20 protein-coding genes are annotated in these 24,387 nt (G+C 46.2%); 16 read left to right on the top strand and 4 right to left on the bottom strand.

Annotation, left to right across the window (positions count from 1 at the left end; all coding sequences use genetic code 11):
* The first annotated feature begins 3 nt into the window (after positions 1-3).
* The 5 genes from ACXAH6_RS01745 to ACXAH6_RS01725 all read left to right on the top strand — a co-directional run bounded on the left by ACXAH6_RS01745 (position 4) and on the right by ACXAH6_RS01725 (position 7,471).
* Complete coding sequence (locus ACXAH6_RS01745; protein ID WP_474874900.1) at positions 4-369, top strand: cupin domain-containing protein; 366 nt, start codon at positions 4-6, stop codon at positions 367-369.
* Between the two features lie 229 nt (positions 370-598).
* Positions 599-2,047 carry an adenosine deaminase family protein gene (locus ACXAH6_RS01740; protein ID WP_474874899.1) on the top strand — a complete coding sequence of 483 codons (1,449 nt, stop codon included), beginning with the start codon at positions 599-601 and terminating at the stop codon, positions 2,045-2,047.
* 10 nt (positions 2,048-2,057) lie between these two features.
* Entirely contained in the window at positions 2,058-3,488 is a 1,431-nt protein-coding gene (locus ACXAH6_RS01735) for a uracil-xanthine permease family protein (protein ID WP_474874898.1), read from the top strand.
* Between the two features lie 404 nt (positions 3,489-3,892).
* Positions 3,893-6,313 (top strand): TonB-dependent siderophore receptor, encoded by a 2,421-nt coding sequence (locus tag ACXAH6_RS01730; RefSeq protein WP_474874897.1) that lies wholly within the window; start codon positions 3,893-3,895, stop codon positions 6,311-6,313.
* Between the two features lie 69 nt (positions 6,314-6,382).
* Positions 6,383-7,471 (top strand): purine nucleoside permease, encoded by a 1,089-nt coding sequence (locus ACXAH6_RS01725; protein WP_474874896.1) that lies wholly within the window; start codon positions 6,383-6,385, stop codon positions 7,469-7,471.
* A gap of 86 nt (positions 7,472-7,557) precedes the next feature.
* On the opposite strand, the gene ACXAH6_RS01720 is transcribed toward ACXAH6_RS01725, so the two are convergent.
* The gene (locus ACXAH6_RS01720; protein ID WP_474874895.1) at positions 7,558-8,571 is read right to left on the bottom strand and encodes an adenosine deaminase; all 1,014 of its coding nucleotides are present in this window, start codon (positions 8,569-8,571) and stop codon (positions 7,558-7,560) included.
* Between ACXAH6_RS01720 and ACXAH6_RS01715 the strand changes: the two genes are divergently transcribed.
* Positions 8,570-8,758, top strand: coding sequence for a hypothetical protein (locus tag ACXAH6_RS01715; RefSeq protein ID WP_474874894.1), 189 nt, complete (start codon positions 8,570-8,572; stop codon positions 8,756-8,758). The two genes, ACXAH6_RS01720 and ACXAH6_RS01715, sit on opposite strands and share 2 nt — an antisense overlap.
* A 132-nt stretch (positions 8,759-8,890) precedes the next feature.
* Complete coding sequence (locus tag ACXAH6_RS01710; RefSeq protein WP_474874893.1) at positions 8,891-10,222, top strand: NCS2 family permease; 1,332 nt, start codon at positions 8,891-8,893, stop codon at positions 10,220-10,222.
* A 54-nt stretch (positions 10,223-10,276) separates the two neighbouring features.
* On the opposite strand, the gene ACXAH6_RS01705 is transcribed toward ACXAH6_RS01710, so the two are convergent.
* The 3 genes from ACXAH6_RS01705 to ACXAH6_RS01695 form a co-directional block, all read right to left on the bottom strand.
* Positions 10,277-11,503 carry a response regulator gene (locus tag ACXAH6_RS01705; protein WP_474874892.1) on the bottom strand — a complete coding sequence of 409 codons (1,227 nt, stop codon included), beginning with the start codon at positions 11,501-11,503 and terminating at the stop codon, positions 10,277-10,279.
* Positions 11,504-11,837: 334 nt separating this feature from the next.
* Positions 11,838-12,743, bottom strand: coding sequence for an allantoinase PuuE (gene puuE, locus ACXAH6_RS01700; protein WP_474874891.1), 906 nt, complete (start codon positions 12,741-12,743; stop codon positions 11,838-11,840).
* The gene (locus tag ACXAH6_RS01695; RefSeq protein WP_474874890.1) at positions 12,744-13,391 is read right to left on the bottom strand and encodes a TetR family transcriptional regulator C-terminal domain-containing protein; all 648 of its coding nucleotides are present in this window, start codon (positions 13,389-13,391) and stop codon (positions 12,744-12,746) included.
* Between the two features lie 401 nt (positions 13,392-13,792).
* On the opposite strand from ACXAH6_RS01695, the gene xdhA reads away from it, so the two are divergent.
* From xdhA to dgcN, 9 genes are all read left to right on the top strand, one after another.
* Complete coding sequence (gene xdhA, locus ACXAH6_RS01690; RefSeq protein WP_474874889.1) at positions 13,793-15,238, top strand: xanthine dehydrogenase small subunit; 1,446 nt, start codon at positions 13,793-13,795, stop codon at positions 15,236-15,238.
* Positions 15,231-17,579: a xanthine dehydrogenase molybdopterin binding subunit gene (gene xdhB, locus ACXAH6_RS01685; RefSeq protein WP_474874888.1), complete on the top strand. Its 2,349-nt coding sequence runs from the start codon at positions 15,231-15,233 to the stop codon at positions 17,577-17,579. The genes xdhA and xdhB overlap by 8 nt, the downstream gene beginning before the upstream one ends.
* A gap of 5 nt (positions 17,580-17,584) precedes the next feature.
* Complete coding sequence (xdhC, locus tag ACXAH6_RS01680) at positions 17,585-18,412, top strand: xanthine dehydrogenase accessory protein XdhC (protein ID WP_474874887.1); 828 nt, start codon at positions 17,585-17,587, stop codon at positions 18,410-18,412.
* Complete coding sequence (gene uraD / locus ACXAH6_RS01675) at positions 18,409-18,924, top strand: 2-oxo-4-hydroxy-4-carboxy-5-ureidoimidazoline decarboxylase (protein WP_474874886.1); 516 nt, start codon at positions 18,409-18,411, stop codon at positions 18,922-18,924. Before xdhC ends, uraD begins: the two co-directional genes overlap by 4 nt.
* Positions 18,924-19,247, top strand: coding sequence for a hydroxyisourate hydrolase (uraH, locus tag ACXAH6_RS01670; RefSeq protein WP_474874885.1), 324 nt, complete (start codon positions 18,924-18,926; stop codon positions 19,245-19,247). The genes uraD and uraH overlap by 1 nt, the downstream gene beginning before the upstream one ends.
* Before the next feature lies 1 nt (position 19,248).
* Positions 19,249-20,556, top strand: coding sequence for a guanine deaminase (guaD, locus tag ACXAH6_RS01665; RefSeq protein WP_474874884.1), 1,308 nt, complete (start codon positions 19,249-19,251; stop codon positions 20,554-20,556).
* The gene (locus ACXAH6_RS01660) at positions 20,556-21,818 is read left to right on the top strand and encodes a urate hydroxylase PuuD (protein ID WP_474874883.1); all 1,263 of its coding nucleotides are present in this window, start codon (positions 20,556-20,558) and stop codon (positions 21,816-21,818) included. Before guaD ends, ACXAH6_RS01660 begins: the two co-directional genes overlap by 1 nt.
* A 174-nt stretch (positions 21,819-21,992) precedes the next feature.
* Complete coding sequence (locus tag ACXAH6_RS01655) at positions 21,993-23,249, top strand: dipeptidase (protein WP_474874882.1); 1,257 nt, start codon at positions 21,993-21,995, stop codon at positions 23,247-23,249.
* A 139-nt stretch (positions 23,250-23,388) separates the two neighbouring features.
* On the top strand, positions 23,389-24,384 hold the full coding sequence (gene dgcN, locus ACXAH6_RS01650; RefSeq protein WP_474874881.1) for an N-acetyltransferase DgcN: 996 nt from the start codon (positions 23,389-23,391) through the stop codon (positions 24,382-24,384).
* The last annotated feature ends 3 nt before the right edge of the window (positions 24,385-24,387 follow it).

Here is a 24,387-nt window from a genome sequence, read left to right as displayed (position 1 = left end):
GCCGTGAAAATCACGCGCATATACAATGATGCCGAAGGAAAAAGTCACTTTGGTGAAGTAGATATCCCACTTGCAGACGGCGGTCCAATTGGCTTGTTGTCTGAAAAATTCCCTGCGGGTTCTGTGATTTTTCGTGAAACGCCTGCTGATTATGACTTTAAATGGCACCCCGCCCCCGCTCGCCAATTGTTGTTTATTTTAAAAGGGCGCGCAGAATTCACGGTGTCTTCAGGTGAACGCCACGTGTTTGGCTCTGGCGACGTATTGTTGTTGGAAGATACCGAAGGCGAAGGTCATTGCAGTCGCGCGATGTACAACGAGGTGCGCCATTCTATTTTTGTAACACTGCCTGAAGGCTTGGCTTTATAATGACTAATCAGGTATGCTCCACTTCCTGAATTCTTTTGCCCAACAATAGTGCGACCGCACAACCAAGATGCATTACAGTGGCTTTGCAATCCAAGCCGGCATCATTCGCCAATCGCTAAATTGATGATTTTTATAAATTAAAACATCATTACAGAATGACACAAAAAAGCTGACCGATTGGTCAGCTTTTTGCTTCTAAGTCATAATACTTATTGAATATTCAGAGTTTATGACCCTCAAGCAGTTAATTCATCGTTCTCTTTTCGCACTGTGTATCGCGCAATGCTCTTCTTCTTTTGCTGCGACTACCGACAACTCGCAATCAATGAATACTTGGTTTCGCGAATTTAAAGCCACTGCGTCACCGCAACAAATGTACGACTTTCTCTACGCAATGCCAAAAGGCGGCGACTTACATCACCATTTGTCAGGCGCGGGAAAAAGTGAATGGTGGTGGGAATTAGCCACCGATCAATCGCGTAATGGCGGCTATGTGTATTACACGAAAACGCAAATAAAACAGTGTAATGGCTATGGCACCAATGAGTTTGGTCAAAGCCCTTCTCTGCTCTTATTCCGAACCATTCAAGCATCAGAATATGCACAACTCTCCGCCTGTGAAAAACAAGAATATACTCAGTTGGCGCACTTAGATGAGCAAACCAAGCAAGCGTTTTTAAACAGTTTTCGCCTGGACAAAGAATACGAAGGGCGCGATGAGTTTTTTCAAACTCATTGGCAACGCTTAAACAGTATGACGCAAACCCCTTATTTGATGGCGCAATTGCTGCTCAAAAATATGCAGGCATATCAAGCTGAGGGTATGCAATATCTGGAAACTCAGGTAAACATGCAATATAAGCTGAAGCCCGATGGCAGCCTAATGACACCGGAAGAAGCCCTCAGTGTATTTGAAACCTTGCTGGCGTCTGATGCAGCAAAACAGACCGGCGTTACGGTGCGCTTCCAGTATGCATTACTGCGGTTTTTACCCAACGCGGAGCAACAACTCACTTGGATGTATGAGTTTGTTGATAGCCATCGCGACCGTTACGTAGGTATTAACTTTGTCGGCAGAGAAGACAACGACAAGGGCCACCCTTTGCGCTTCTTGCCAACACTGCGAAAAATGCGTCATCTTTACCCCAAAATTCCTCTCGCATTACACGCGGGTGAAGTGGATGAACCTAACGAGCACGTGCGCCAAACCCTTTTGTTAGGCGCCGACCGCATTGGCCACGGCCTTAATACAATTACCGACCCCAATACGCTGTTACTAATGCGTCATGGCCCCTATTTGATCGAAATAAACCTAATAAGTAATTTATTGCTTGAATACGTTGATGACTACAGCAGCCATCCGTTTGGCGAATATTTGCGTTTAGATATTCCCGTAGCCTTATCTACCGACGACAGAGGCATGTGGGACAGTAACCTGACTGACGAGTTTTATGTAGCGGTCACTGCATTCAACCTGTCGTGGGAAGAAGTCGTTACACTTAGCCGCAACTCGCTGACACACAGCTTTTTAGCCGAGCAAGATAAAGCAGCCGAACTGGCACGGTTTACGCTTCGAATGAAACAATTTACTGAGGCGCGATTAAATCAACGCCCCATTTCTACACACAAGGACAAAGGCCGGTTTATTTGTCAATTTCAAACCGCTCTCTGTGAATAGGTGAACAAGCATGTCATCACAACAAGAATTACTTTACGGACTCAACGATAAACCTGCTTTTTGGGCGTGCTTAACCGCAGCGGTGCAACATGTACTTGCTAGCTTTGTGGGGATAGTAACGCCCACACTGATCATTGGCTCGGTTTTAGGATTAGGTGAAGAAATCCCTTATTTAGTCAGTATGGCATTGTTTGTGTCCGGCATAGGCACCTTTATCCAAACCAAAAAATTTGGCTTTGTGGGCAGTGGCTTAGTCGCGATACAAGGTACCAGCTTTGCGTTTATGAGTGCATTATTGTTAGCCGGTACGACTATCAAGTCGCGTGGTGGCACTAATGATGAAATTATGGCGATGATGCTTGGCATTTGTTTTTGGGGCGCAATGGTTGAAATACTACTGAGCCAATTTATTGATCTGTTGAAAAAGGTTATTACCCCCTTAACTACCGGTATAGTGATTACCGCCATTGGCTTGTCGCTGATCAAAGTAGGCATGACAGATTTAGCCGGCGGCTTTAATGCGCCCGATTTTGGCAGTTTAGAAAACCTTGGATTGGGCCTTGGTGTATTATTGGTGATCATTTTCTTTAATTCTTCGAAAAACCAATGGCTGAGTTTATCGGCAATATTTATCGGCATGTTTGTCGGTACCATTGTCGCTTGGACCATGGGAAAAGTAGACTTTTCTCATTTAGCAACACTGCCGGTTTTTACCGTGCCTCAGCCATTTAAATACGGAATGAGTTTCGATTGGTCACTGTTTCTCCCTATTGCTTTGATCTACTTTTTTACCGCCATCGAAACAGCCGGTGACTTAACCGCGAACAGTTTGTTTTGCAAGCTGCCCATTCAAGGCCCTGAATACATGAAGCGCATTAAGGGCGGTATCTTGGGCGACGGCATTAATTCCATGCTTGCCAGTATTTTTAATACGTTCCCCAACACCACGTTTGGCCAAAACAACGGCGTGATCCAAATGACGGGGGTTGCCAGTCGTAAAGTGGGCTTATTTGTGGCCGTTATCTTTGTCATTCTGGCGATATTCCCAACCATTGGTGGTGTGTTACAAGCTATGCCCAAACCCGTTTTAGGTGGTGCAACATTGGTTATGTTTGCCATGGTCGCGGTAGGTGGCTTAAAAATATTAACTTACGAGCCACTTGATAAGCGCAACAGTTTGATTACCGCCTGTGCTCTTGGCATGGGGCTTGGAGTAATGATGGTTGGTGATGTGGCTAGCCAGCTACCGCAATGGGCAGCGAATGTTTTTGCTTCGCCAGTAACGACTGCGGGCCTAACAGCCATCATATTGAGTTTGCTCATACCCAAAGCCAAACCGAGCACTCAAACGGCGGCGAATGCCGATGTTACTGCCGCAGAAGAACCAAAAGCCAACTCTCGTGGAGAAGCACTCTCGCACTCTCGCGTGTCGAGTTTATAACCTGCGCATAAGACAATTACACCGCATTAACACAATGCACAGATGTTGATCACATCTGTGCATTTTTCGTTCTAACGACACTTTTTCTCCGACGTTTGACGAAATTTCACTTTACATTTCATCACAAATCACGCATTTTTGCCGCCCATCCTGACAAGAGCTTTTTTGGTGCAGTACCATTTTTCGAATCACATTAATGGTGCACGCGAAACAAATTAGCCCTTGTATTATTGCGTAGTTTCAAAACTCGGTGAAATTACCGCAATAAATATCGTTATAAATCAGACATATAAAAAAAACCCTAAACTTGACCATCTGGACAGGAACTTGGCACTGTATGTGCAATTCAGGTTGCGTACAGGGCTACCTGTCTGACTCAACTAAAAACCATAACGAGGAAAACCATGAAGAACACACTTTTCAAAGTCAGACCATTGACTCACGCCGTTACACTTGGCGTAGCAATGTTGGCGTCGAATGCAGTGTATGCTCAGGATGATGCACCTGCAGATGCAGACATCGAAAAAATTGAAGTAAAAGGCTCGCTTGGAAGCTTGCCAGGACAAGACGTTGAAGCGGTATTCGGCTTCGGCAAATCTATTCTAGAAACTCCTCGTTCAGCATCATCTATCTCTGATGAGATGATGGACCGTTTCAATATCGCAGATATCGATGAACTCATCACTTTCGCCCCGGGTACCTTTACCCAATCTTTCTTCGGCGTTGCAGGTTCACTCGACATTCGTGGTAACCCTGGTGAAGCCTATTTCCGTGGCGTTAAGCGTTTGGATAACCCAGGTAACTACCCTACTCCTATCGGCGCTTCTAGCCGCGTAGATATCGTTCGTGGTCCAGCATCACCTATCTACGGCCCAGCGAAAATCGGTGGTTACTTGAACTTCATTCCTAAGTCTGCGCGTTCGAGCAAAGGTCAATACCTAAACTCTGACACTGGCGGTATGTCTTACACTACAGGTTCTTGGGACAAAAGCGTGCTGACTGCTGAAGTTGGTGGTCCGGGTACGTTAGCGGGCAAAGAGTTTGGTTACTACGTTTACGGTGAGATGGAAAACTCTGGTAGCTACTATGATAACTCAGGTACTGACCAATCTATCGTTCAAGCGTCTTTTAACGTTGATATTTCTGACAACCTACGCATTGAATTTGGTGGAATGTATCACGATTACGAAGGTAATCAGGTTGCCGGTTGGAACCGTTTAACACAAGAGCTTATCGACAATGGCACTTATATTACTGGTACAGCTAAACCGCTAGATTTAGACGGTGACGGCTCAATTTCTCACCAAGAGTATGCTGCCGCAAACGATGGTTCAGATGTAGTGTTTTTCAACTTCGCTGATCCAAGCAGCTTAACTAATGATGATTTTGCTGCCCTTAGCGACATGGCGCTTGAAAATGTAGGCACCGCGAAACTAAAAGGCAACCAAACACTCGTTGCGGCTGATGATCAGCTAGTTAACACGGTTGAAACCCTATACTTCGACGTTATCTACTACACTGAAGGCGGCTGGGAAATCAAAAACCAGTTGTTCTACGAAGGATATGACAACTTAAACGAAAACGCTTACGGCTTCGCGCAGTTCCATGACTCATGGGTAGTTGAAGACAAACTAGTGTTCGCCAAAGAGTACTTCTTCGATTCAATGACAGCGTCGGTACAATTATCGCCGTCGATTCGCTACACCGACTTTGAACACGGTGATGACTATACGCACGAATTCTTTGACCGTCGTGACCTTACTATGGCTTCAGGCGCACTCGATCGCCGCTTGCTAGCAACACGTATTGACGACGATTACACAGAATACTACTACGGTAGCTATCTTGATTTAGGTGTGGCTGCATTGACCAACCTAACTTGGGAAATGGGCTTGGATGTAGTACTTGGTGTGCGTTATGACCATATGGATATGGAAAGTAACACACCGCTTGATAAGCTACTTGATACCGATGGTTACTTGGCTTCAGCAGACGGCACTGATGACGGTGTGTCTTGGACTGCAAGTATTTCATACAAAACACCGATCAACATTATTCCTTATGTAACTGCGTCAGAACAGACGACGATCATCGCAGGTCAAGGTGCAGAAATCACAACCGATAACGTGGCTAATGGCAACGCTTTCGCCGGTTCTGAACTATTTGAATACGGTGTAAAAGGGACATTCTTTGACGATTCATTGTACTTTGCACTATCTGTTTATGACATGGAGCGTACTGACTACAATGCACAAGCAACGGTAACAAACAACACTACTAAAAACGAAGGTGTTGAATTTGAATTGCGTTGGGTTGTTAACGAAAACCTTATCTTGACTGCGGGTTACAGTAAGCAAGAAGTATGGAACTTAACAACTGTTGACGGACAGAGCCAGTTTGGTTTCGTAGGCGCAGCTGACATGCCAAATGTTGATCCTTCATTGTTCTACGGCGGTGTGGTTCAGTCGTTATTCTTCCCTGTTGCTGGCACAAATAACCCAACAGCGAAAAAAGCAGGCGTACCTGAAAACATTTATACCTTAACGGGTACCTATGATTTCCAAAACGGTTTTGCAGCTAACATGAGCATCATCGACGCTGATTCTACATACTCTGGTTTCACTAACAATGTGAAATTACCTGGGTACACGTTGATCAACGCTGGTGTTGTTTACGATGCTGAAAACTGGAAAGTCGGTCTAACGGTTAAAAACTTAACTGATGAGCGTTATTTCCGCGCTAACTTCCCTGACTTGTTCGGTGGCACTATCGTGTTACCTGAATTACCACGAAACGTCAGCGCAACATTCTCATACAAGTTCTAATACTTGTTGATATTTTAAGTCACAGGCATGCCCCATTGCGGACATGCCTTTTTTTTAGGTAGTGTTATTATGCGATTTCTTATAGCCACTATGGCTGTTGTTTTGTTATCTGCTTGTCAGCCAAGCCCTTCTCCCGAGCACCACAGTGAAGCGCCGAAACCCATCGAAATTAAAGCCGTTGTCGTCACTATGTTTGAAATTGGCGAAGATGAGGGCGATAAAGCCGGTGAATTTCAAATGTGGAAGGAGCGATATGGCCTAACTCAACATATTCCTTTCCCTCAAGGCTTTCACGATTTATACCTTAACCCAGAAAAAGGCGTACTCGCCATGGTTACAGGAATGGGAACAGCAAAATCGTCAGCCGCCATTTTAGGTTTGGGGTTAGACCCTCGTTTCGATTTAACCCACGCATATTGGCTAGTTGCCGGTATCGCAGGGATCGATCCTGAAGACGGCACCGTAGGCTCTGCTGTATGGGCAGAATACTTGGTTGACGGCGATTTAGCGCATGAAATTGATGCACGAGAAGTGCCTGATTCATGGCCTACTGGCTACTTCCCATTGTTCGCAACTAGCCCTTATCCAGAGGCAAAGGCGAACAGTACCTATGAGCCTCATAATGGTGAAATGTACCAACTCAATACAGGGCTGGTGAACTGGGCATATGACCTCACGAAAGATCTAGAGTTAATGGATACCGACGCGATGCTAAAACTGCGTAGCCAGTATACAGATTCTCCTAACGCACTCGCACCACCCAAAGTGATTAAAGGTGACCACATGGCTGCGGCCACGTTCTGGCACGGTGAATTGCTGAATAAATGGGCGAACGAATGGACCAAATTCTGGACCAAAGGCAAAGGTAATTTTGTGACTTCAGGCATGGAAGACACAGGAAGTTACCAAGCGATGATTTATCTCACTAACGCAGGCAAAGCAGATAAAGAACGTTTTATGGTATTGCGCACAGCCAGTAACTTCACCATGCAACCACCTTCACTTACAGCAGTAGAAAACTTAGCGGCTGAAAGTACTGACGAAGGATACGCAGGAATGACCCCCGCACTGGAAGCAGCATATATTGCGGGAAGCAAAGTGGTAGACGAAATAGTTGAGAACTGGGATACCTATAAGACCCAATTACCAAATCAATAATGACTAATCGGTAAGCTCAGACTTAATCAAAAAGGCCATCGCAATGCGATGGCCTTCTTATTCACACATTACAAAAAACAAGACTTTTATCGAAATTTAGCCATTATGGCGTCGATTTCACTGCACAATCTCGACTTTTCTTCATTAGGCAAAAAGCTGGCATTGACGCTATTTTTCACCAACTGACTCAATTGACTGTCTTGCATTTTAAGGTGCTCGCACAACGCGACGTAATTTTGATTTACATAACCGCCAAAATAGCTGGGGTCGTCTGAATTCACCATGACACACAAACCTGCATCAAGCAGTTCTAGAATGTTGTGCTCTGCCATATGGTCAATCACGCAGAGCTTTAGATTACTTTGCGGGCACACGGTCAAAGGTAATTGCGTTTGTTTTAGGTAGGCCATTAATTCAGGATCTTCAATACAGCGTACGCCATGGTCAATACGTTGTACGTCCAATAGCTTAATAGCTTGCCAAATATACGCCGCAGGCCCTTCTTCTCCAGCATGAGCCACTCGCTTAAAACCCAACGCTTTCGCTTTGGTAAACACCCGTTCAAATTTCTCCGGCGGATTGCCCAGTTCAGAGCTGTCCAAGCCCACTGCGGTAATCTTGTCATAATATGGTTCGGCTGCAGCTAGGGTGTCAAAGGCTGACTCTTCAGACAAATGGCGTAAAAAAGACATGATCAAATAAACCGACATGCCCCACTTGGCTTTGGCTTCATCAATGGCTTTGGTAAATCCAGCCATAAACACTTCGAAGCCAATACCACGCTCTGTATGAGTTTGTGGATCAAACATAATTTCTGTATGAACCACGTTGTCTTCATGACAACGATGAAGATACGCCATCATTAATTGGTAGAAGTCGTCTTGATCACGCAGTACATCTGCGCCTTGATAATAGAGGTCGAGAAAGCTCTGTAAATTCTCAAATTGATAGGCAGCTTCAATGGCTTCAACACTATCATAAGGCAAAGTAATTTCGTGTTTCTGTGCAAGCTCCCACATCATTTTAGGTTCCAGTGAACCTTCAATATGCAGGTGTAATTCTGTTTTTGGCAGTTGTTGAATAAGGTCAATTACTGACATGAAATCTCCGAGTTTAAGCACCATTGAAAAGCAACATCACCTTTTTGGTGCAAGCATTCAAGGGAAAATGCTGAGTATTGTCGAAAAAGCGTCCGCTTCGTTAGATTTTATGCGACTAAATCTGGTGCAAAAGCACGCTGATTGGTATGGTTCGTATCCACAAGCAGGTTTTACACCAAAAATTTGACTACTTGGTCAGGTTTTTGCTTTCTGTAGCCTCAATACTTCAGCCAAGGTGTCATTTAACGGTAACTATACCACGGACTACCTCAACTGTGAGTCTCAACACAATAATACGCTAATAATCTAGAGAACCTTCATGTCGGAATCTTTGCTAGAACGTGTGTTTAAACTTAAACAACACGGCACCACCGTTAAAACTGAAATCATAGCGGGGTTAACCACTTTCGCAGCCATGTCGTACATTCTTGTCGTCAACCCCGGAATATTGGGGTTAAGCGGCATGCCGGTAGAAGGCTTAATTACTGTCACTGCCCTAGCAGCGTGTATCGGCACCTTGTTGATGGCGTTTATGACCAACTACCCCATCACGATGGCACCGGGTATGGGCTTAAATGCGTTCTTTGCGTTTACCATTTGTATGTCACGTGAAATTCCATGGGACGCAGCCTTGGGCATTGTATTTTGGAATGGTATTTTGTTCTTACTGCTCACTGTTAGTGGCATACGTACCTTAATTGCCGAAGCGATCCCTGCTGCACTTAAAATTGGCGTGCAGTGTGGTATTGGCTTGTTCATCGCTTTTATTGGTTTGAAAAATGCTGGGCTCGTGGTAGATAACCCTGCGACCTTCGTGACCATTGGCGATTTATCAGAGCCATCTGTGATGCTCGCACTTCTGGGTATCATTTTCACCATCGTTGTGGTGATGAAAAACATCACCGGCGGTATTTTGATCAGCATCGTGGTTTTAACGCTGATTGGTACTTTTATTCCTACCGAAAGCGGTATGCTGACTCCTGCGCCAGAAGGCGTTGTGGGTATGCCCGAGCCTATCAGTGATACACTATTTGCGATGGACATTTGGTACCCTCTTGAGCACTTCGCAGAAACATGGGATTTAATTTTTGCCCTTATGTTCGTCAATATGTTTGATACTATTGGCACCTTAATTGGCGTATCTCGTCGTGCAAATCTGCTTGATAAAGACGGTAAGCTTCCTAAGATTGGCAGCGCTATGACTGCTGATGCCACAGCAAGTATTGCCGGTGCTGCTATTGGCACATCCCCTGTAACAAGTTATGTTGAGTCTGCTGCTGGTGCTTCCGCTGGCGGCCGCACTGGGCTTACCAGTGTGGTAGTAGCGCTGTGTTTCGTTTTAGCGTTGTTTTTAACGCCTCTGATGAAAGTTATCCCGTTAATGGCGACAACGCCTGCCCTTATCATGGTAGGTATTTTAATGATGGACTCTATTCGTCAGCTAGACTTTGACGACATGGGCGCATTGGCAACCGCATCTGTTGCGCTACTGGCGATGCCGCTCACCTTTTCTATCAGTGAAGGGATAGCGCTCGGCTTTATCACTTATGTGGGTGTAATGGTGGGTACAGGGCGCTTTAAACAAGTAAGCCTAATCACCTATATTCTCGCGGCAGTGTTTATCTTGCGATATGCGCTGGACCTGAAATAGCCTACTCAATATAGTTAAAACGCCGCTGTTTCAGCGGCGTTTTTGTTTGGGGCGCTATTTTTTCTTTAACAACGATATCTGATATTTTTTGTACAACTTAATAATGGTGTCTTTTTGAAGTGGCTTAATAAGGTATTCACTCGCGCCCACCTCTGACGCCGTTTTTATAGATTGCTTATCGCGATTCGAGGTTAGCACCACTTTAGGGATGTCTTTATTCGGCCCACCCGAATTTCTCAATTGATCTATCACAAACAGGCCGTTGCAATCGGTTAAGTTTATATCTATAAACACCAAGTCATATTCTTGCGAACTAAGAGAAGCAAAAGCCCGGCGACCAGAGCTAGTGGTGTCAACCTTCATTAAATACGACTGCAGTGTTTTAACCGTCACACTCAGGCTAATTGCGTCATCATCTACTACCAAGACTCTGGGAATACTTGGCGTTTTTGTGGTTTCTGGTACAGGCACAGAGCTATTGTGTAAGTTATTAAACTTAGGCGGCTCTTGGGTTGCGCTTTGTTCACTATCACCGGCTTGAGGCTCTTGGTTCGGCTCATTCGCAGCCTGTTTGTTGAGATCAGTGAATACATGCTGTAATAGCGAGATAGCTTTGTCTTGAAGTTTCAGCAACTCGGGGCGAATTTCATCTGACCGAATCGCCGACAGTGTTTGTTTGAGTTGCTCCATGTCTAATTTCACGCTTTGATTAGACTGGATTTTGTCTGCTGCGGTATCCAAGGCCTTGTCGACCAAACGTATGGTTTGCTCAAACTCTTTTTTGAGGTTTTCTTTGCGCACTATGCCGCTTTTAATGACATCGCGGATCCGCTCGGGCATTTGCTCTAATTGGTCTTGGAATTCTTTTCCGCTCGACGTTTGCTTGGCTACCCCCATTTCTTTGAGTAAGTGATCACAAATCATTATCGGGCGATGCGGCTCGTATAGAGGACGAGAAACAATATAATCGTCGGCAAAACCCGCATTAAACGCTTCCCACGCTTGTTTTTCATCGTGTCTGGTCACTAAGGGTAAGAAAGCGTGTTCTGGCAGTTCACTGTCTGGGATGTAACTTAAAGCGTGATAGTAAATAGCAAGTGAGTTCTTGAAATTGTCTGTACTCACCATCACTATTTTGGTGTCACCCTCTTTGAGATGTTTGGCGATTTCGCCTGATGAGGACACAGTAACAACGTGCTTGTATTGCCTAGTGACTGTGTCAATTAGCAACTGCTCAGATTCAATATCTTTACAATAGATGACTATCTTAATCATGGTCATTGTGGACGAAACTCAACCTTTCAAATAATACGTCTGTCGGTCGGAGAAGAGCACTGAATGCACATAGTGCTCAGAAAAATAATCAGCGGCACTCAAATAGTAACAACTTCAATAAACTCGATCGTGAAAGCAAATCACTCCTAAAAAAGCAAAAAACACGCAGGTACATTTACCTACGCTAAAGTAAGTATTAACGTTAAGTTAACTTTTTTCCAGTTTTTAGCACCGGATTTACGTTTAAGTAAATGATGTTTATCAGATTAGACAAGATTTCACGCACGGCGCTTTTGAACCGCACTGTGCGTGAAATGAAATATTAAGCTGGAGAGATACCCTAGCGAGGAAAGTGTTCAACCCAATGTTGGGCAATTTGCTCCCGAGTACATAACCACACTTGGTCGTGACGTTTCACGTAGTCGATGAATCGCTGCAGTGCCATCATGCGTGCCGGCCGCCCTACAATTCGACAATGTAACCCAATAGACAACATTTTAGGGGCGCTTTCCCCCTCAGCATATAGCACGTCAAACGCGTCTTTCAGGTATTGATAAAACTGCTCGCCGCTATTAAACCCTTGAGGTGATGCAAAACGCATATCATTGGTATCTAGGGTATAAGGCACCATCAGCAACGGCTTGTCGTAGTGGCAATCGTAATACGGTAAATCGTCTGCGTATGAATCAGCGCAATAGAGAATATCGTCGCGTTCCGCAATAAGTTTAAGCGTATTGGGGCTAGTTCGCCCAGTGTACCAACCCGCAGGTTTTGTTCCTGTGAGTTGCTCGTGCAGTACGATGGTGTCTTCGATCAGTTTTCTTTCTGTATCAATGTCCATATCTTGGTAGTGAATCCAACGCATCGCATGACTGGCAATTTCCCAATTCGCATCCAACATGGCTTGTACCGCTTCGGGATGGCGTTGCATTGCCATAGTCACACCAAATACGGTTACCGGAATTTGTCGGCTAATCAAAAGTCGATGCAAGCGCCAAAAACCAGCTCTACTGCCATATTCATACAAAGACTCCATGCTCAAATGGCGGTCTTCATAGGCTTGTGCGCCGATAATTTCAGACAAAAACACTTCTGATTGCTTATCGCCATGGAGAACACAATTTTCCCCACCTTCTTCGTAATTCAATACAAATTGCACCGCTATTCGGGATTGATTTGGCCATTGAGGATGAGGCGGCTTTGCGCCATAGCCAATCAGATCACGAGGATAACTTGTCTGCGTCATTTATTTTCCTTGGTATTTATCAGGCACAACCAATCCGCAGCCTTGAAGCACCACTGCAATAAGATTGCGTGTTGCATCTTCGAAATCGGCTTTACGCATCGCTTTTCCTCGCAAACTCACTATTTGACAAGAAAAATCGGCGTAATGCTGCGTGCATGCCCAAATATTAAATAGTAGGTATTCAGGATCAACCGCGTTCATGCGCTCTTGAGCAATCCAGGCTTTTAATATTTCCACCCGCCCTTCAAACCAATTTTTGTGATCATCTGAGAAAAACTGATTCAAATTCGGTGCGCCGTTCAATATCTCTAGCGCGAAAATTTTAGAGGCTTGCGGGTGCGTTCTCGACATTTCCATTTTTTCGGCAATGTAATGTGCAAGTGTTTCAGCGGGGTCATCCTCGACTGTCGCTCTGTCAAATCGAGAGTTCCACAACTGCATAATTTGCTTGAGCAATGCAAGGTAAAGCCCTTGCTTAGATTTGAAGTAATACAGTACATTGGTTTTCGGCAACGCCGCGGCATCGGCAATTTGCTGAACAGATGTTCCTTTAAATCCATTTTGCGCAAATTCTCGCTCAGCAGCGGCAAGAATGATGGCTTTATTCCGTGAGCCGATGCGCGCATCATTTACTTGTTTGGTTGTCATTATTGTTGAAACGTCCTGCTTTCATTTTAATCGTCTGACAATACGCAGCAAAAACCTGACCACTTAGTCATCTTTCCGCAAAAAAACTCGCTTTTACACAATTTTCACTGAAAGTGAGCCAAATTGGCCCGTTCTGTGCGCCTGTAAACGTTATTGTACCTGTAAACTTTGTTCAATCACTAGTATTAACAGGCCTTACAAGCCTCTATCCGTTGCCCCGTAACGGGTGCCAGCCACCATTGCACATACTGTATATAGTGAAAACGTTAATTAAAGACAGATAGCTTACGCGCAGGAATTTTATCTGACAACAGAAAATCTGACCAAGTGGTCTACTTTTTGAATACAATCCCAGATATAGTAAAGGCTTAGCGCCAGTTAAATTAACATCGGAGACGGGAATGATCCGTTTTTTATTGAATAATGAAGAAGTTACTCTCACTTCAGGTCAGGCTGACCTCACGGTTTTGCAATATTTGCGAGAGCACCGTGCACTAACAGGGAGCAAAGAAGGCTGTGCAGCGGGCGATTGTGGTGCATGTACTGTGGTACTTGCCGAATTAACCGCCAACCAAACCGCCCTTCATTATCGCGCGATTAATAGTTGTGTGACCTTTATGTCTGCTTTACATGGCAAACAATTGATTACCGTTGAGCATTTGGCAGATGAGGGGCAATTGCACCCTGTTCAACAAGCCATGGTTGACCAACACGGTTCGCAATGTGGCTTTTGTACACCCGGGTTCGTGATGTCCATGTTCGCTTACTACCAAACTCAGGAAGTACCCGACCGAGAAGCAATAAATGTCGCTTTGTCAGGTAACTTGTGTCGCTGCACCGGATACCGCCCTATCATCGCGGCAATGGAACAAGCGTGTGGTGACTATAAACCCGATCAATTTGCTCGTGAGGCCGCACAAACTATCGCCTCACTGGTGGCCATATTAGCCGACGACACACAACCGGGTATCGAAGGTTTATTATTGCCTCGTAACCGAAAAGAGCTCGCTGCAGCGTTGCAACAATATCCAGAAGCAATGCTCGTCGCAGGCAGCACCGACCTTGCATTGGAGGTTACGCAAAAGCTCGCGAGTTTACCTACACTGATCAGTGTAAGTCGCGTGGCTGAATTACAAGGTGTGCAGCGTACTGCCAGCCATTTGGAAATTGGTGCGGCCTGCCCACTAAATGATTTCCGTGAAGCATTACTCGCAGACTTCCCTGCATTACAGGAACTTCTTGAGCGATTCGCTTCCATGCCGATCCGCAATCAAGCCACATTGGGAGGAAACGTTGCTAACGCCTCACCCATTGGTGATATGCCCCCCGTGTTATTGGCGTTAAACGCAGACGTAGTGGTAGACAACGGCAATGCGCGCAGAACTATTCCTGCGAACGAATTCTTTACTGGCTACCGACAAACAAAGCTGCAAAAAGGCGAGTTTATCGAAAAAATTCGCTTTCCATTGTTAGCAGAACAAGCCGTTGTACGCGCTTATAAAATTTCTAAACGCATGGAGGATGATATTTCTGCGGTTTGTGCCGTGTTCAACGTCACTGTAGAAAATAATATCATTACCGCGGTATCCACAGGGTTTGGTGGTGTTGCCGCTACACCAGTGAGCTGTGAAGGGTTAGCAACGCTACTGATTGGCAAGCCTTGGTCTTCGATTGACACGTTAAAAACGGGCAAAGCCATGCTCGAAAATGCATTCAATCCGATAGATGATGTGCGTGCAACCGCAACCTACCGCAAACAAATGGTTGCCCGCTTATGGCACCGCTTCTGGTTAGAAACCAATCGTCAGCATCAAACCATAGAAACACGAGTAGCCGCCCATGCGTAAATTGATAGAACAACCTCAATATCAAGCGCAAACTTCGCCATTGCGTAAATCGCTTCCTCATGAGAGCGCGGCGCGACAAGTGGCAGGATTAGCGCGCTATGTCGACGACCACATGGCGCCAACCGGAGTCGCTTATGCAGCCATTGGTACCACCAATGTAGTCAGTGGCAAAATTACTCATATTGACCTGGAAGCAGTAAAAGCCAGTGATGGCGTAATAGACGTTATTACCATTAACGACGTGCCTGGCCACAAAGATATCGGCCCCGTATACCCGGGTGACCCACTGCTTGCTGATGGTGAAGTAAAATTTCACGGCCAGGCGCTATTTGCCGTACTTGCCGACACAGTGACGAACGCCAGAAAAGCCGCCACTAAAGGTCAGTTAACCGTGGAAGACACCCCACCGATTTTAACGGTCGCCGAGGCAAAATCTCTTGATGTAAAAGTGATGCCCTCTCACTATTTTGGTCAAGGTGACTACGACCAAGCGATTCAATCAGCGCCGCTAACCTGTTCTGGGCAACTTAATATTGGTGGCCAAGAGCATATGTACCTGGAAGGTCAAGTGACCTTGGCTGTGCCCGATGAAGAAGGCAGAATGAAAATCTTCACTTCGAGCCAGCACCCGAGTGAAGTACAAAAGCTCGTGGCCGAAGTTCTCGATGTGCGATTACACCATGTTACGGTAGACATGCGCCGTATGGGTGGTGGGTTTGGCGGCAAAGAAACTCAAGCTGCGCAATGGGCGTGTATTGCCGCTCTGTTGGCTGCTCGCAATCAAATTGCCGTGAAATTACGCTTACCTCGCAGTCAAGATATGGTCGTGACAGGCAAGCGCCATCCTTTTGAAAACCAATTTACCGTTGGTTTTGATCAACAAGGAAAAGTTGTAGCAGCCCATGTTGATGTAAATGGCAACTGTGGTCACTCCCCTGACTTATCCGATGCCATTGTCGACCGCGCTATGTTCCATGCTGATAACGGGTATTTTTTGGGCGCCAGTAAAATTGAAGGCCATCGATTAAAAACCCATTATGTGTCGCACACTGCCTATCGCGGTTTTGGTGGCCCACAAGGGATGATTATGGCTGAAGCCATGATGGATGCGATTGCTCGAAACATTGGTGAAGATCCTCTCACTGTGCGCAAGCGCAATCTCTATGGAGAAGATACCGGCAATGTAACACCATACGGTATGGACGTAGGTAAAAACCTGCTACCAGACATTATCGAAAAACTTGAAACGTCCAGTGAGTATTGGGCACGCCGAGAATCCATAACCCAATTTAACCAACAAAGTCCCATTATTAAAAAAGGCTTAGCGTTCACACCGGTTAAATTTGGTATTTCTTTTACCGCCAAGCACCTTAACCAAGCGGGTGCATTAGTGCACATTTATACCGATGGCAGTATTCAAGTCAATCACGGTGGTACCGAGATGGGTCAGGGGCTGCATACCAAAATAGCCCAGATTGTAGCCCATGAATTTGGCGTACCCATTAGCATGATCGAGGTCACGGCTACTAATACAGATAAAGTACCGAACACCTCCCCCACTGCCGCTTCAAGTGGCACAGACTTAAATGGTAAAGCCGCGCAAAATGCCAGCTTAACGATCAAGCAGCGTCTTTTGGAATTCTATGCCGAGCAAACGGGTGGTAAACCCGAACAAGGTGAGTTTAAAGATGGCGAGTTGATAATGGGCGAGCATCATATTGCCTTTGTGGAGTTGATTCAACAAGCCTACTTTGCGCGTGTTTCCTTATCTTCCACTGGCTTTTATAAAACACCCAAAATTCACTACAACCGGGAAACCGGTGAAGGCCGCCCGTTTTTCTATTTTGCTTACGGCGCATCAGTATCGGAAGTGAGCATTGATACCCTGACTGGTGAATACAAAGTTGACCGTGTGGATATTCTTCATGACGTAGGTGCCAGCTTAAACCCAGCTATCGATAAAGGGCAAATTGAAGGTGGGTTTATTCAAGGTATGGGTTGGTTAACCAGCGAAGAATTACTGTGGGATGACAAAGGGCGCTTGATCAGCAATAACATGGCAACCTATAAGATTCCAGCAATTGGAGACACGCCTGAAGTGTTCAACGTAGATTTGTATTTACGCCCCAATGACGAAGACAGTATTTATCATTCTAAAGCCGTGGGTGAACCGCCATTTATGCTTGCGAATAGTGTTTGGTGTGCGTTAAAAGATGCGATAGCCAGTATTGCTGATTATCGAATTGACCCTCAGCTTCACACGCCAGCCACACCTGAAAGAGTGTTAAATGCGGTACTTGCCACACAAGCTGCCGCAGATGAATTAGGTGGCGCGGAGTAACAGCGATGCGTAAACAAACTTGGTTCGACGCCTTACATGATTGCGAAACAACCGGTCAGGCTTACGCCGCAGTTACCGTGCTGACCACGGCCGGTTCGACCCCGCGTGAAGGTGGCAGCAAAATGATCATTACGGCAGACAGTACTTACGACACCATTGGTGGTGGGCATTTAGAATACAAAGCCACCGAACTGGCGCGTAATTTATTAGCCCAAGGTCAAGACGTTCAGCATATTGAATCTTATCCGCTTGCCAGCAAACTCGGCCAATGTTGTGGTGGTGCAATGAAAGTACTAATTGAAGTGCGCGCCAGCCATTGCCAAACCCTCGCCTTGTTTGGCGGCGGCCATGTAGCACAAGCATTGGTGCCCATTTTAGCCCAGTTGCCACTTCAAATTCGCTGGTATGACAATCGCTCAGGTTTGATCCCCGATACGGTGTTACCCAGTAATGTCAAAGTGGTGATTGATGAACAAGTAGAAGGCGAAGTGGCCTTGCTCCCCGAAAATAGCTGGGTGGTGGTGATGACCCATGACCACCAGCTCGACTTTACCCTTGTGGAAAAAGCCCTGAAACGCCCAGACCTGCCCTATGTTGGCATGATTGGTTCAGACACCAAAGCAAAACGCTTTTTTACCCGGTTAGAACACAAGGGTTTAGAGCAACAAGCCCTAGCACGCTTAGTTTCTCCTATTGGCGAGCTCAGCGTAAACGGTAAACGCCCTATAGAAGTGGCCGTATCCATAGCGGCACAAATTATTAATCGATTGAACGCAGATTCAACGACTCAACAACAAACAACACGTATAAACAAGGAACTCAGCTACGTATGACACTCAATGATTTGAATTACCTCCCATGGCAAGACGCCATGGATTGGTTTCAGAAAACATGCGCAGCCCAACGTTGGTGCCAACTGATGACGGACGCTCGTCCTTTCGCCAGTTTCAATGCCCTAGAAGACAGCGCACGTCGCGCTTGGCAACAAATGGCACAAGACGATTGGATGCAAGCCTTTGCGGCTCACCCCATGATTGGCGATATCAGCAGCTTGCGGGCTAAATTTGCCAATACCAAGCAAATTGCCGCGAATGAGCAAAGCAGTACATCAACAGCCAGTGAAGCAACACTCCAAGGGCTGAAAAAGCTCAACCACGACTATCTGGCAAAACACGGCTTTATTTTTATTATTTGTGCCACTGGGTTAAGTGCCGAAACCATGCTTGCAGAGCTGGAAAACCGCCTACCCAACGACACTGAAACCGAAATGAAAACTGCCGCAGAGCATCAATTTAATATTACTTTGTTGCGCTTGCGCAAAGGGCTACAGGACGAGGAAGAATAATGATCACTTTATCAAGCCATGTATTAGACACCACGTCTGGCAAACCCGCAGCCGATTTACCGCTCACGTTAACAACGCCAGATGGCAGTACCTACAAAGGTGTCACTAACAGCGATGGTCGTTGCAAAGACTTTGGCGATGTCACTTTTACCGACGGCGTTTATCAATTGCGTTTTCATTGCGAAGCCTATTTGGTCAAACAGCACGGTGAGAGCTTTTATCCCTATGTGGATATTGCCTTTACCATGTCCAGTGACGGTGGCCACTACCATGTGCCATTGTTGATTTCGCCATTTGGCTTTAGTAGCTACCGAGGCAGTTAATTTGCAATCTACGACCTTAATTCGCGCCAGTATTGCCCATTTTCCTGAGGCGACACGAGACTATCAGCAAGATATTGTGACCCTTGCCGACGGTGCACTTGTGATCGCCAATGGCAAAGTATTGGCAGTAGGTGACTACACCCAACTTGCGCCTGATTATCCTGAAGCTTTAGTGCAAGATCATCGAGGAAAATGGCTGTTCCCAGGCTTTATAGATAGCCATTTACACTTCCCTCAAACTGAAATTATCGCCAAATTCGGCGAACAACTGCTTACTTGGTTAGAAAACTATACCTTCCCGACCGAGCATAAGTTTGAAGACGCGGCTTACAGCCGGGCGATAGCCGATGTATTTATAGACCAATGCCTGAGAAACGGCACCACCACGGGCTTGGTGTATTCCAGCGTGCACAAAGTGGCCACCGATGCCCTGTTTGAGCGTGCGAACAGTATTAATATGCTTACCGTTGCCGGTAAAGTGTGTATGGATCGCAATTGCCCAGACTGGCTACAAGATACGCCAGACAGTGCACAGCGTGACAGCGCCTACCTCATTGATAAATGGCATGGCAAAGGGCGTAATTACTATGCGCTAACACCGCGTTTTGCCCCCACCAGTAGCCCCGAACAAATGGCGGCCTTAGGCGAGCTGGCAAAACAATACCCTGATGTATTTATTCAAAGCCATTTATCTGAAAACAAAGACGAAATTGCTTGGGTACAATCACTATACCCACAGTTTGACGGCTACTTGGCGGTTTATGACCATTACAACATGGTGCGTGAACGCGCGGTATATGGCCATTGTATTCACATGCGAGATGACGAATGGGATCGCATGGCTGAAAGTGGTGCTGTAGCGGCATTTTGCCCCACGTCGAACCTCTTCTTAGGCAGTGGTTTGTTCGATATGGACAAAGTTCACCAGCATGGCGTAAAAGTGGCACTCGCTACCGATGTAGGCGGCGGCACTAGCTTTAACCTGCTGCGTACATTAGGTGAAGCCTACAAAATATGTCAGCTAAAAGGTTATACATTATCGCCTCTTGAAGGCTTTTATATGCTTACCCAAGGTGCTGCCGATGCGTTGGGGTTAACTCACGCGATTGGGAATTTAAACGTAGGCACCGATGCCGATTTTATTCTGGTTGAGCCACGTTTCGATACGCTCACCGAGCTACGGTTACCCAGTATTGAAAGTTGCGAAGATGTCATTTTCGCGCTCACCATGTTAGGCGACGACCGTGCAATTCACTCAACTTGGATTGCCGGACAAGCACGTTATACGAAAGAAAAGGAGAATAAGTAATGCCGTGGACTGATTGGCTGTCGCTGTTTGTAAGATGGTTTCACGTTATTGCTGGTGTTGCCTGGATTGGCGCGTCATTTTATTTTATTTGGTTAGATAATAGCCTGCGCACCCCGCCAAAATGGAAACAAGACAAAGGCATTAAAGGCGATTTGTGGGCAATTCATGGTGGTGGCTTCTACGAAGTTGCCAAGTACGCTTATGGCCCAGAAAAAATGCCAGATACATTGCACTGGTTTAAGTGGGAAGCCTACACCACATGGTTAAGTGGCTTTGCGTTACTCATTTTGGTTTATTATCTCGGTGCGTCGGCGTACCTCATTGACCCGTCAGTGATGGCAATGTCTGAATCAAGTGCCATCATGCTCGGTTTGGCCTTGGTATTTGGTGGTTTACTTTGCTATGAGCTAGCGTGTCGTAGCCCTTTGGCTAACTCCCCCATCGCTTTTGGCGTGTTTCTGGTATTGTTGCTCACGTTAGCCGCTTGGCTAGCAACCCATTGGTTTAGTGGCCGTGGCGCATATATTCATGTAGGCGCACTAGTGGGCACCATTATGGCAGGCAATGTATTCTTTAAAATCATGCCAGCCCAGCGTTTAATGGTAAATGCAGTTGCGAACAAACAAGACATCGACCCGAGTTGGGGTGCCGGTGCCAAGTTGCGTTCAGTGCACAACAACTATATGACCTTGCCATTGCTGTTTATTATGATCAGCAATCACTACCCCATGACCTATCAGCATGAGCTGAACTGGTTGGTGCTTATTCTGATCATGGCCATTTCTGCGTGGATACGTCATTTCTTTAACCTAAAGCATGTTGGGCAAGTAAAACCCTCTATTTTGGTATCGGGTGCGGTGGCCATGCTGGCGTTAACAGTATGGGTTTCTTGGCCACAATCAAAGGCCCCTACCACGCCTGTAAGTGAATCTGTCAGCACACAAGCTCACAGTACTGACGGCAGTAGTAGTGGTGAAAATACTGAGACAAAACCAACGTCAAATGTGATTACAGATGAACAAGTGATGGCATTAATTGCAACCCATTGCCAAGGGTGTCACTCGGCCACACCGACCGACGATATATTCAAAGTCGCCCCGCTAGGCGTGATTATGGATAGTTGGCAAGATGTGGAGCGTTTAGCGCCACAAATAGTTAGACGTACCTCAGTGACTAAAGACATGCCCTTTTTGAATAAAACCAAAATGACTGAGCAAGAGCGCCAGGACATTGCAACATGGTTTGAAGCAAGGCAAAACTAACGCTCGCTGTAAATTATCAAACACCGCTTATTCCAAGCGGTGTTTTTTTATCCATCCATCGCAGTATTTCAACAACTTAGAATATCTGACTACTGCTATCAACAAGACTTCTGTTAATCTTGCCATTGCCACTCTCGCTCAGACGGGAGATTCAGTAAAATGACGGGAAATGCTGTGAAACACTCAAAAAAATGGGCGATAAGTGTACTAACCGGTTTAGTTATATCGCTGACAAATTCGGCTTGTAATGCCAAAACGCAGTCGGAAGACAAAGCGTTAACACACGCCAAACAGTTATTACAATCATCCATTCTAATCGACGGGCACAATGACTTGTTGTGGACCATTCGGGAACAATCGAATAGCGAAAATAATCTCAACGCCTACGATATTTCAACCCAAACTCCAGGCGACACTGATATTCCTCGATTAAGAGAAGGGCGTGTCAGCGCACAGTTTTGGTCAGTGTGGATCCCACCCGAAGTGGAAGACAACTATCCCAAAGTCCAATTAGAGCAAATAGATTTAGCCCGTCGATTAATCGACCATTATGACGATTTAACACTGGCGCTTACCGCAGCAGACATTCGTAAAGCAAAAAAACACGGCAAAATTGCGTCTCTTATTGGCATGGAAGGCGCTTATGCAATGGAAGATTCACTGTCTTTGTTGCGCACTTATTACGCCCTCGGCGTTCGCTATATGACACTTACCCATGGGATTACCACAGATTGGGCCGATTCAGCCACTGACAAAGCGCGTCACGGCGGCTTATCTCCGTTTGGCGAAGAAGTCGTACGTGAAATGAACCGACTTGGCATGCTCGTTGATTTATCTCATGTGTCAGCCCTGACGATGAACGACGCACTAGACATCTCGGAAGCACCTGTGATTTTTTCTCATTCCTCAGCACGAGCCATCACTGATCATCCTCGCAATGTACCCGATGATGTATTAAAGCGAATGAAGCAGAACGGCGGCGTAGTAATGGTAACCTTTGTTCCAGCGTTTGTTTCTCAAGCCGTTAGTGAGTGGGAAACCGAAATCAGCGATAAAATTAAAGGGAACTACCTCACAACAGAAGAAATTAATCTGCTATACGAACAGTACAAAAAGCGCAACCCCATGCCCCGAGCGCTATTAACACAAGTGGCCGACCATATTGATCACGTCGCAGACGTTGCGGGTATTGATCACGTTGGTATTGGTAGCGATTTTTGGGGCGGCGAGCCGAACACTCAAGGGTTAGAAGATGTGTCAAAGTTTCCGTATCTTTTTGCTGAATTAATTCGCCGAGGCTGGAGTGATGAAGAACTGAAAAAGCTTGCTGGCGAAAACTTGCTTCGCGCCATGGAGCAAGCCGAACAGGTAGCCAAAACACTACAACAGCAACGCGAGCCTTCAACCAGAGTGCTAACGAAAGGCTACTAGCACAAGACAATGCCAGCCGCTGACCGAAGATGTGGATCAGCGGCTACACTCCTTCCTCATTTCCCATTTTGACGCCAGCGATGAGATGTAACATACTGGCATGCACGCTATTTCATCAGCCAGGCTACAAGGATTTACCATGCAATTTTCTCCGCCTTATCTTCTTTTTATCGGCGATGCGACAGATCCACTGAGTATCAAAATGGCCCGTAGTGCCGCAGACTGGCGGCCGGAATATTGCTTGGGCGAATACAAACTGCCCGGCTGTACGGTAACAACAGGTATGCCCGAAATGTCGATTCAACAAGCGACAGAACAAGGGGCAAAAACCTTTGTACTGGGTTTTGCCAATAGCGGAGGTCACTTCGCTCCTGAGTGGGTGCCAATGATTATCAGTGCGCTAGAAGCCGGTATGGATATTGTGTCAGGGCTACACGACAAACTTACCGATATCGACGAAGTGAAGCGCAAAGCACAAGCACTGGGCAGACAATTAATCGATATTCGTCACCCCACACGCCGGTTCACAACTGCAAAAGGTATCAAGCGAGCCGGAAAGCGCTTGCTCACCGTTGGCACCGATTGCTCAGTAGGGAAAATGTTCACATCACTGAGCCTGACACGTGAAATGGAAAAGCGACACATCCCCGTCACGTTCAGAGCTACAGGACAAAGCGGCATTTTGGTGGCTGGCGAAGGCGTTGCCATTGACTGTGTGGTGGCCGATTTTATTTCCGGCGCGGTGGAATCCTTAACACCGGAAAACTCCCCCTCTCATTGGGATATTGTAGAAGGCCAAGGCTCGTTGTCACACCCCGCATTTGCGGGCGTAAGCCTCGGCTTACTGCATGGCTCTCAACCTGACGCATTGGTGATTTGTCATGCCCTAGGAAGGCAACATATGCGCGGTTTGCCGGGCCGACCACTGCCTGCTATTGCCGAAACTATTGCGCGCAACATCGAAGCCGCCAAAGTTACAAACCCAAACGTACGCGTTGTGGGCATTTCAGTGAATACATCTGCTGTTACAGAAGAACAAGCATTTCGTTATTGTGAAAGAGTCAGTCAAGAGTTAGGGTTGCCCTGTGTTGACCCAATTCGTCACGGCGTTGGGTTGTTGGTTGAACAGCTGTAAATA

The organism is Alteromonas sp. ABE4_545, from assembly GCF_056161325.1.
The sequence above is the reverse complement of the archived record's forward strand: the minus strand, read 5'-3'. Positions and strand labels throughout refer to the sequence as shown.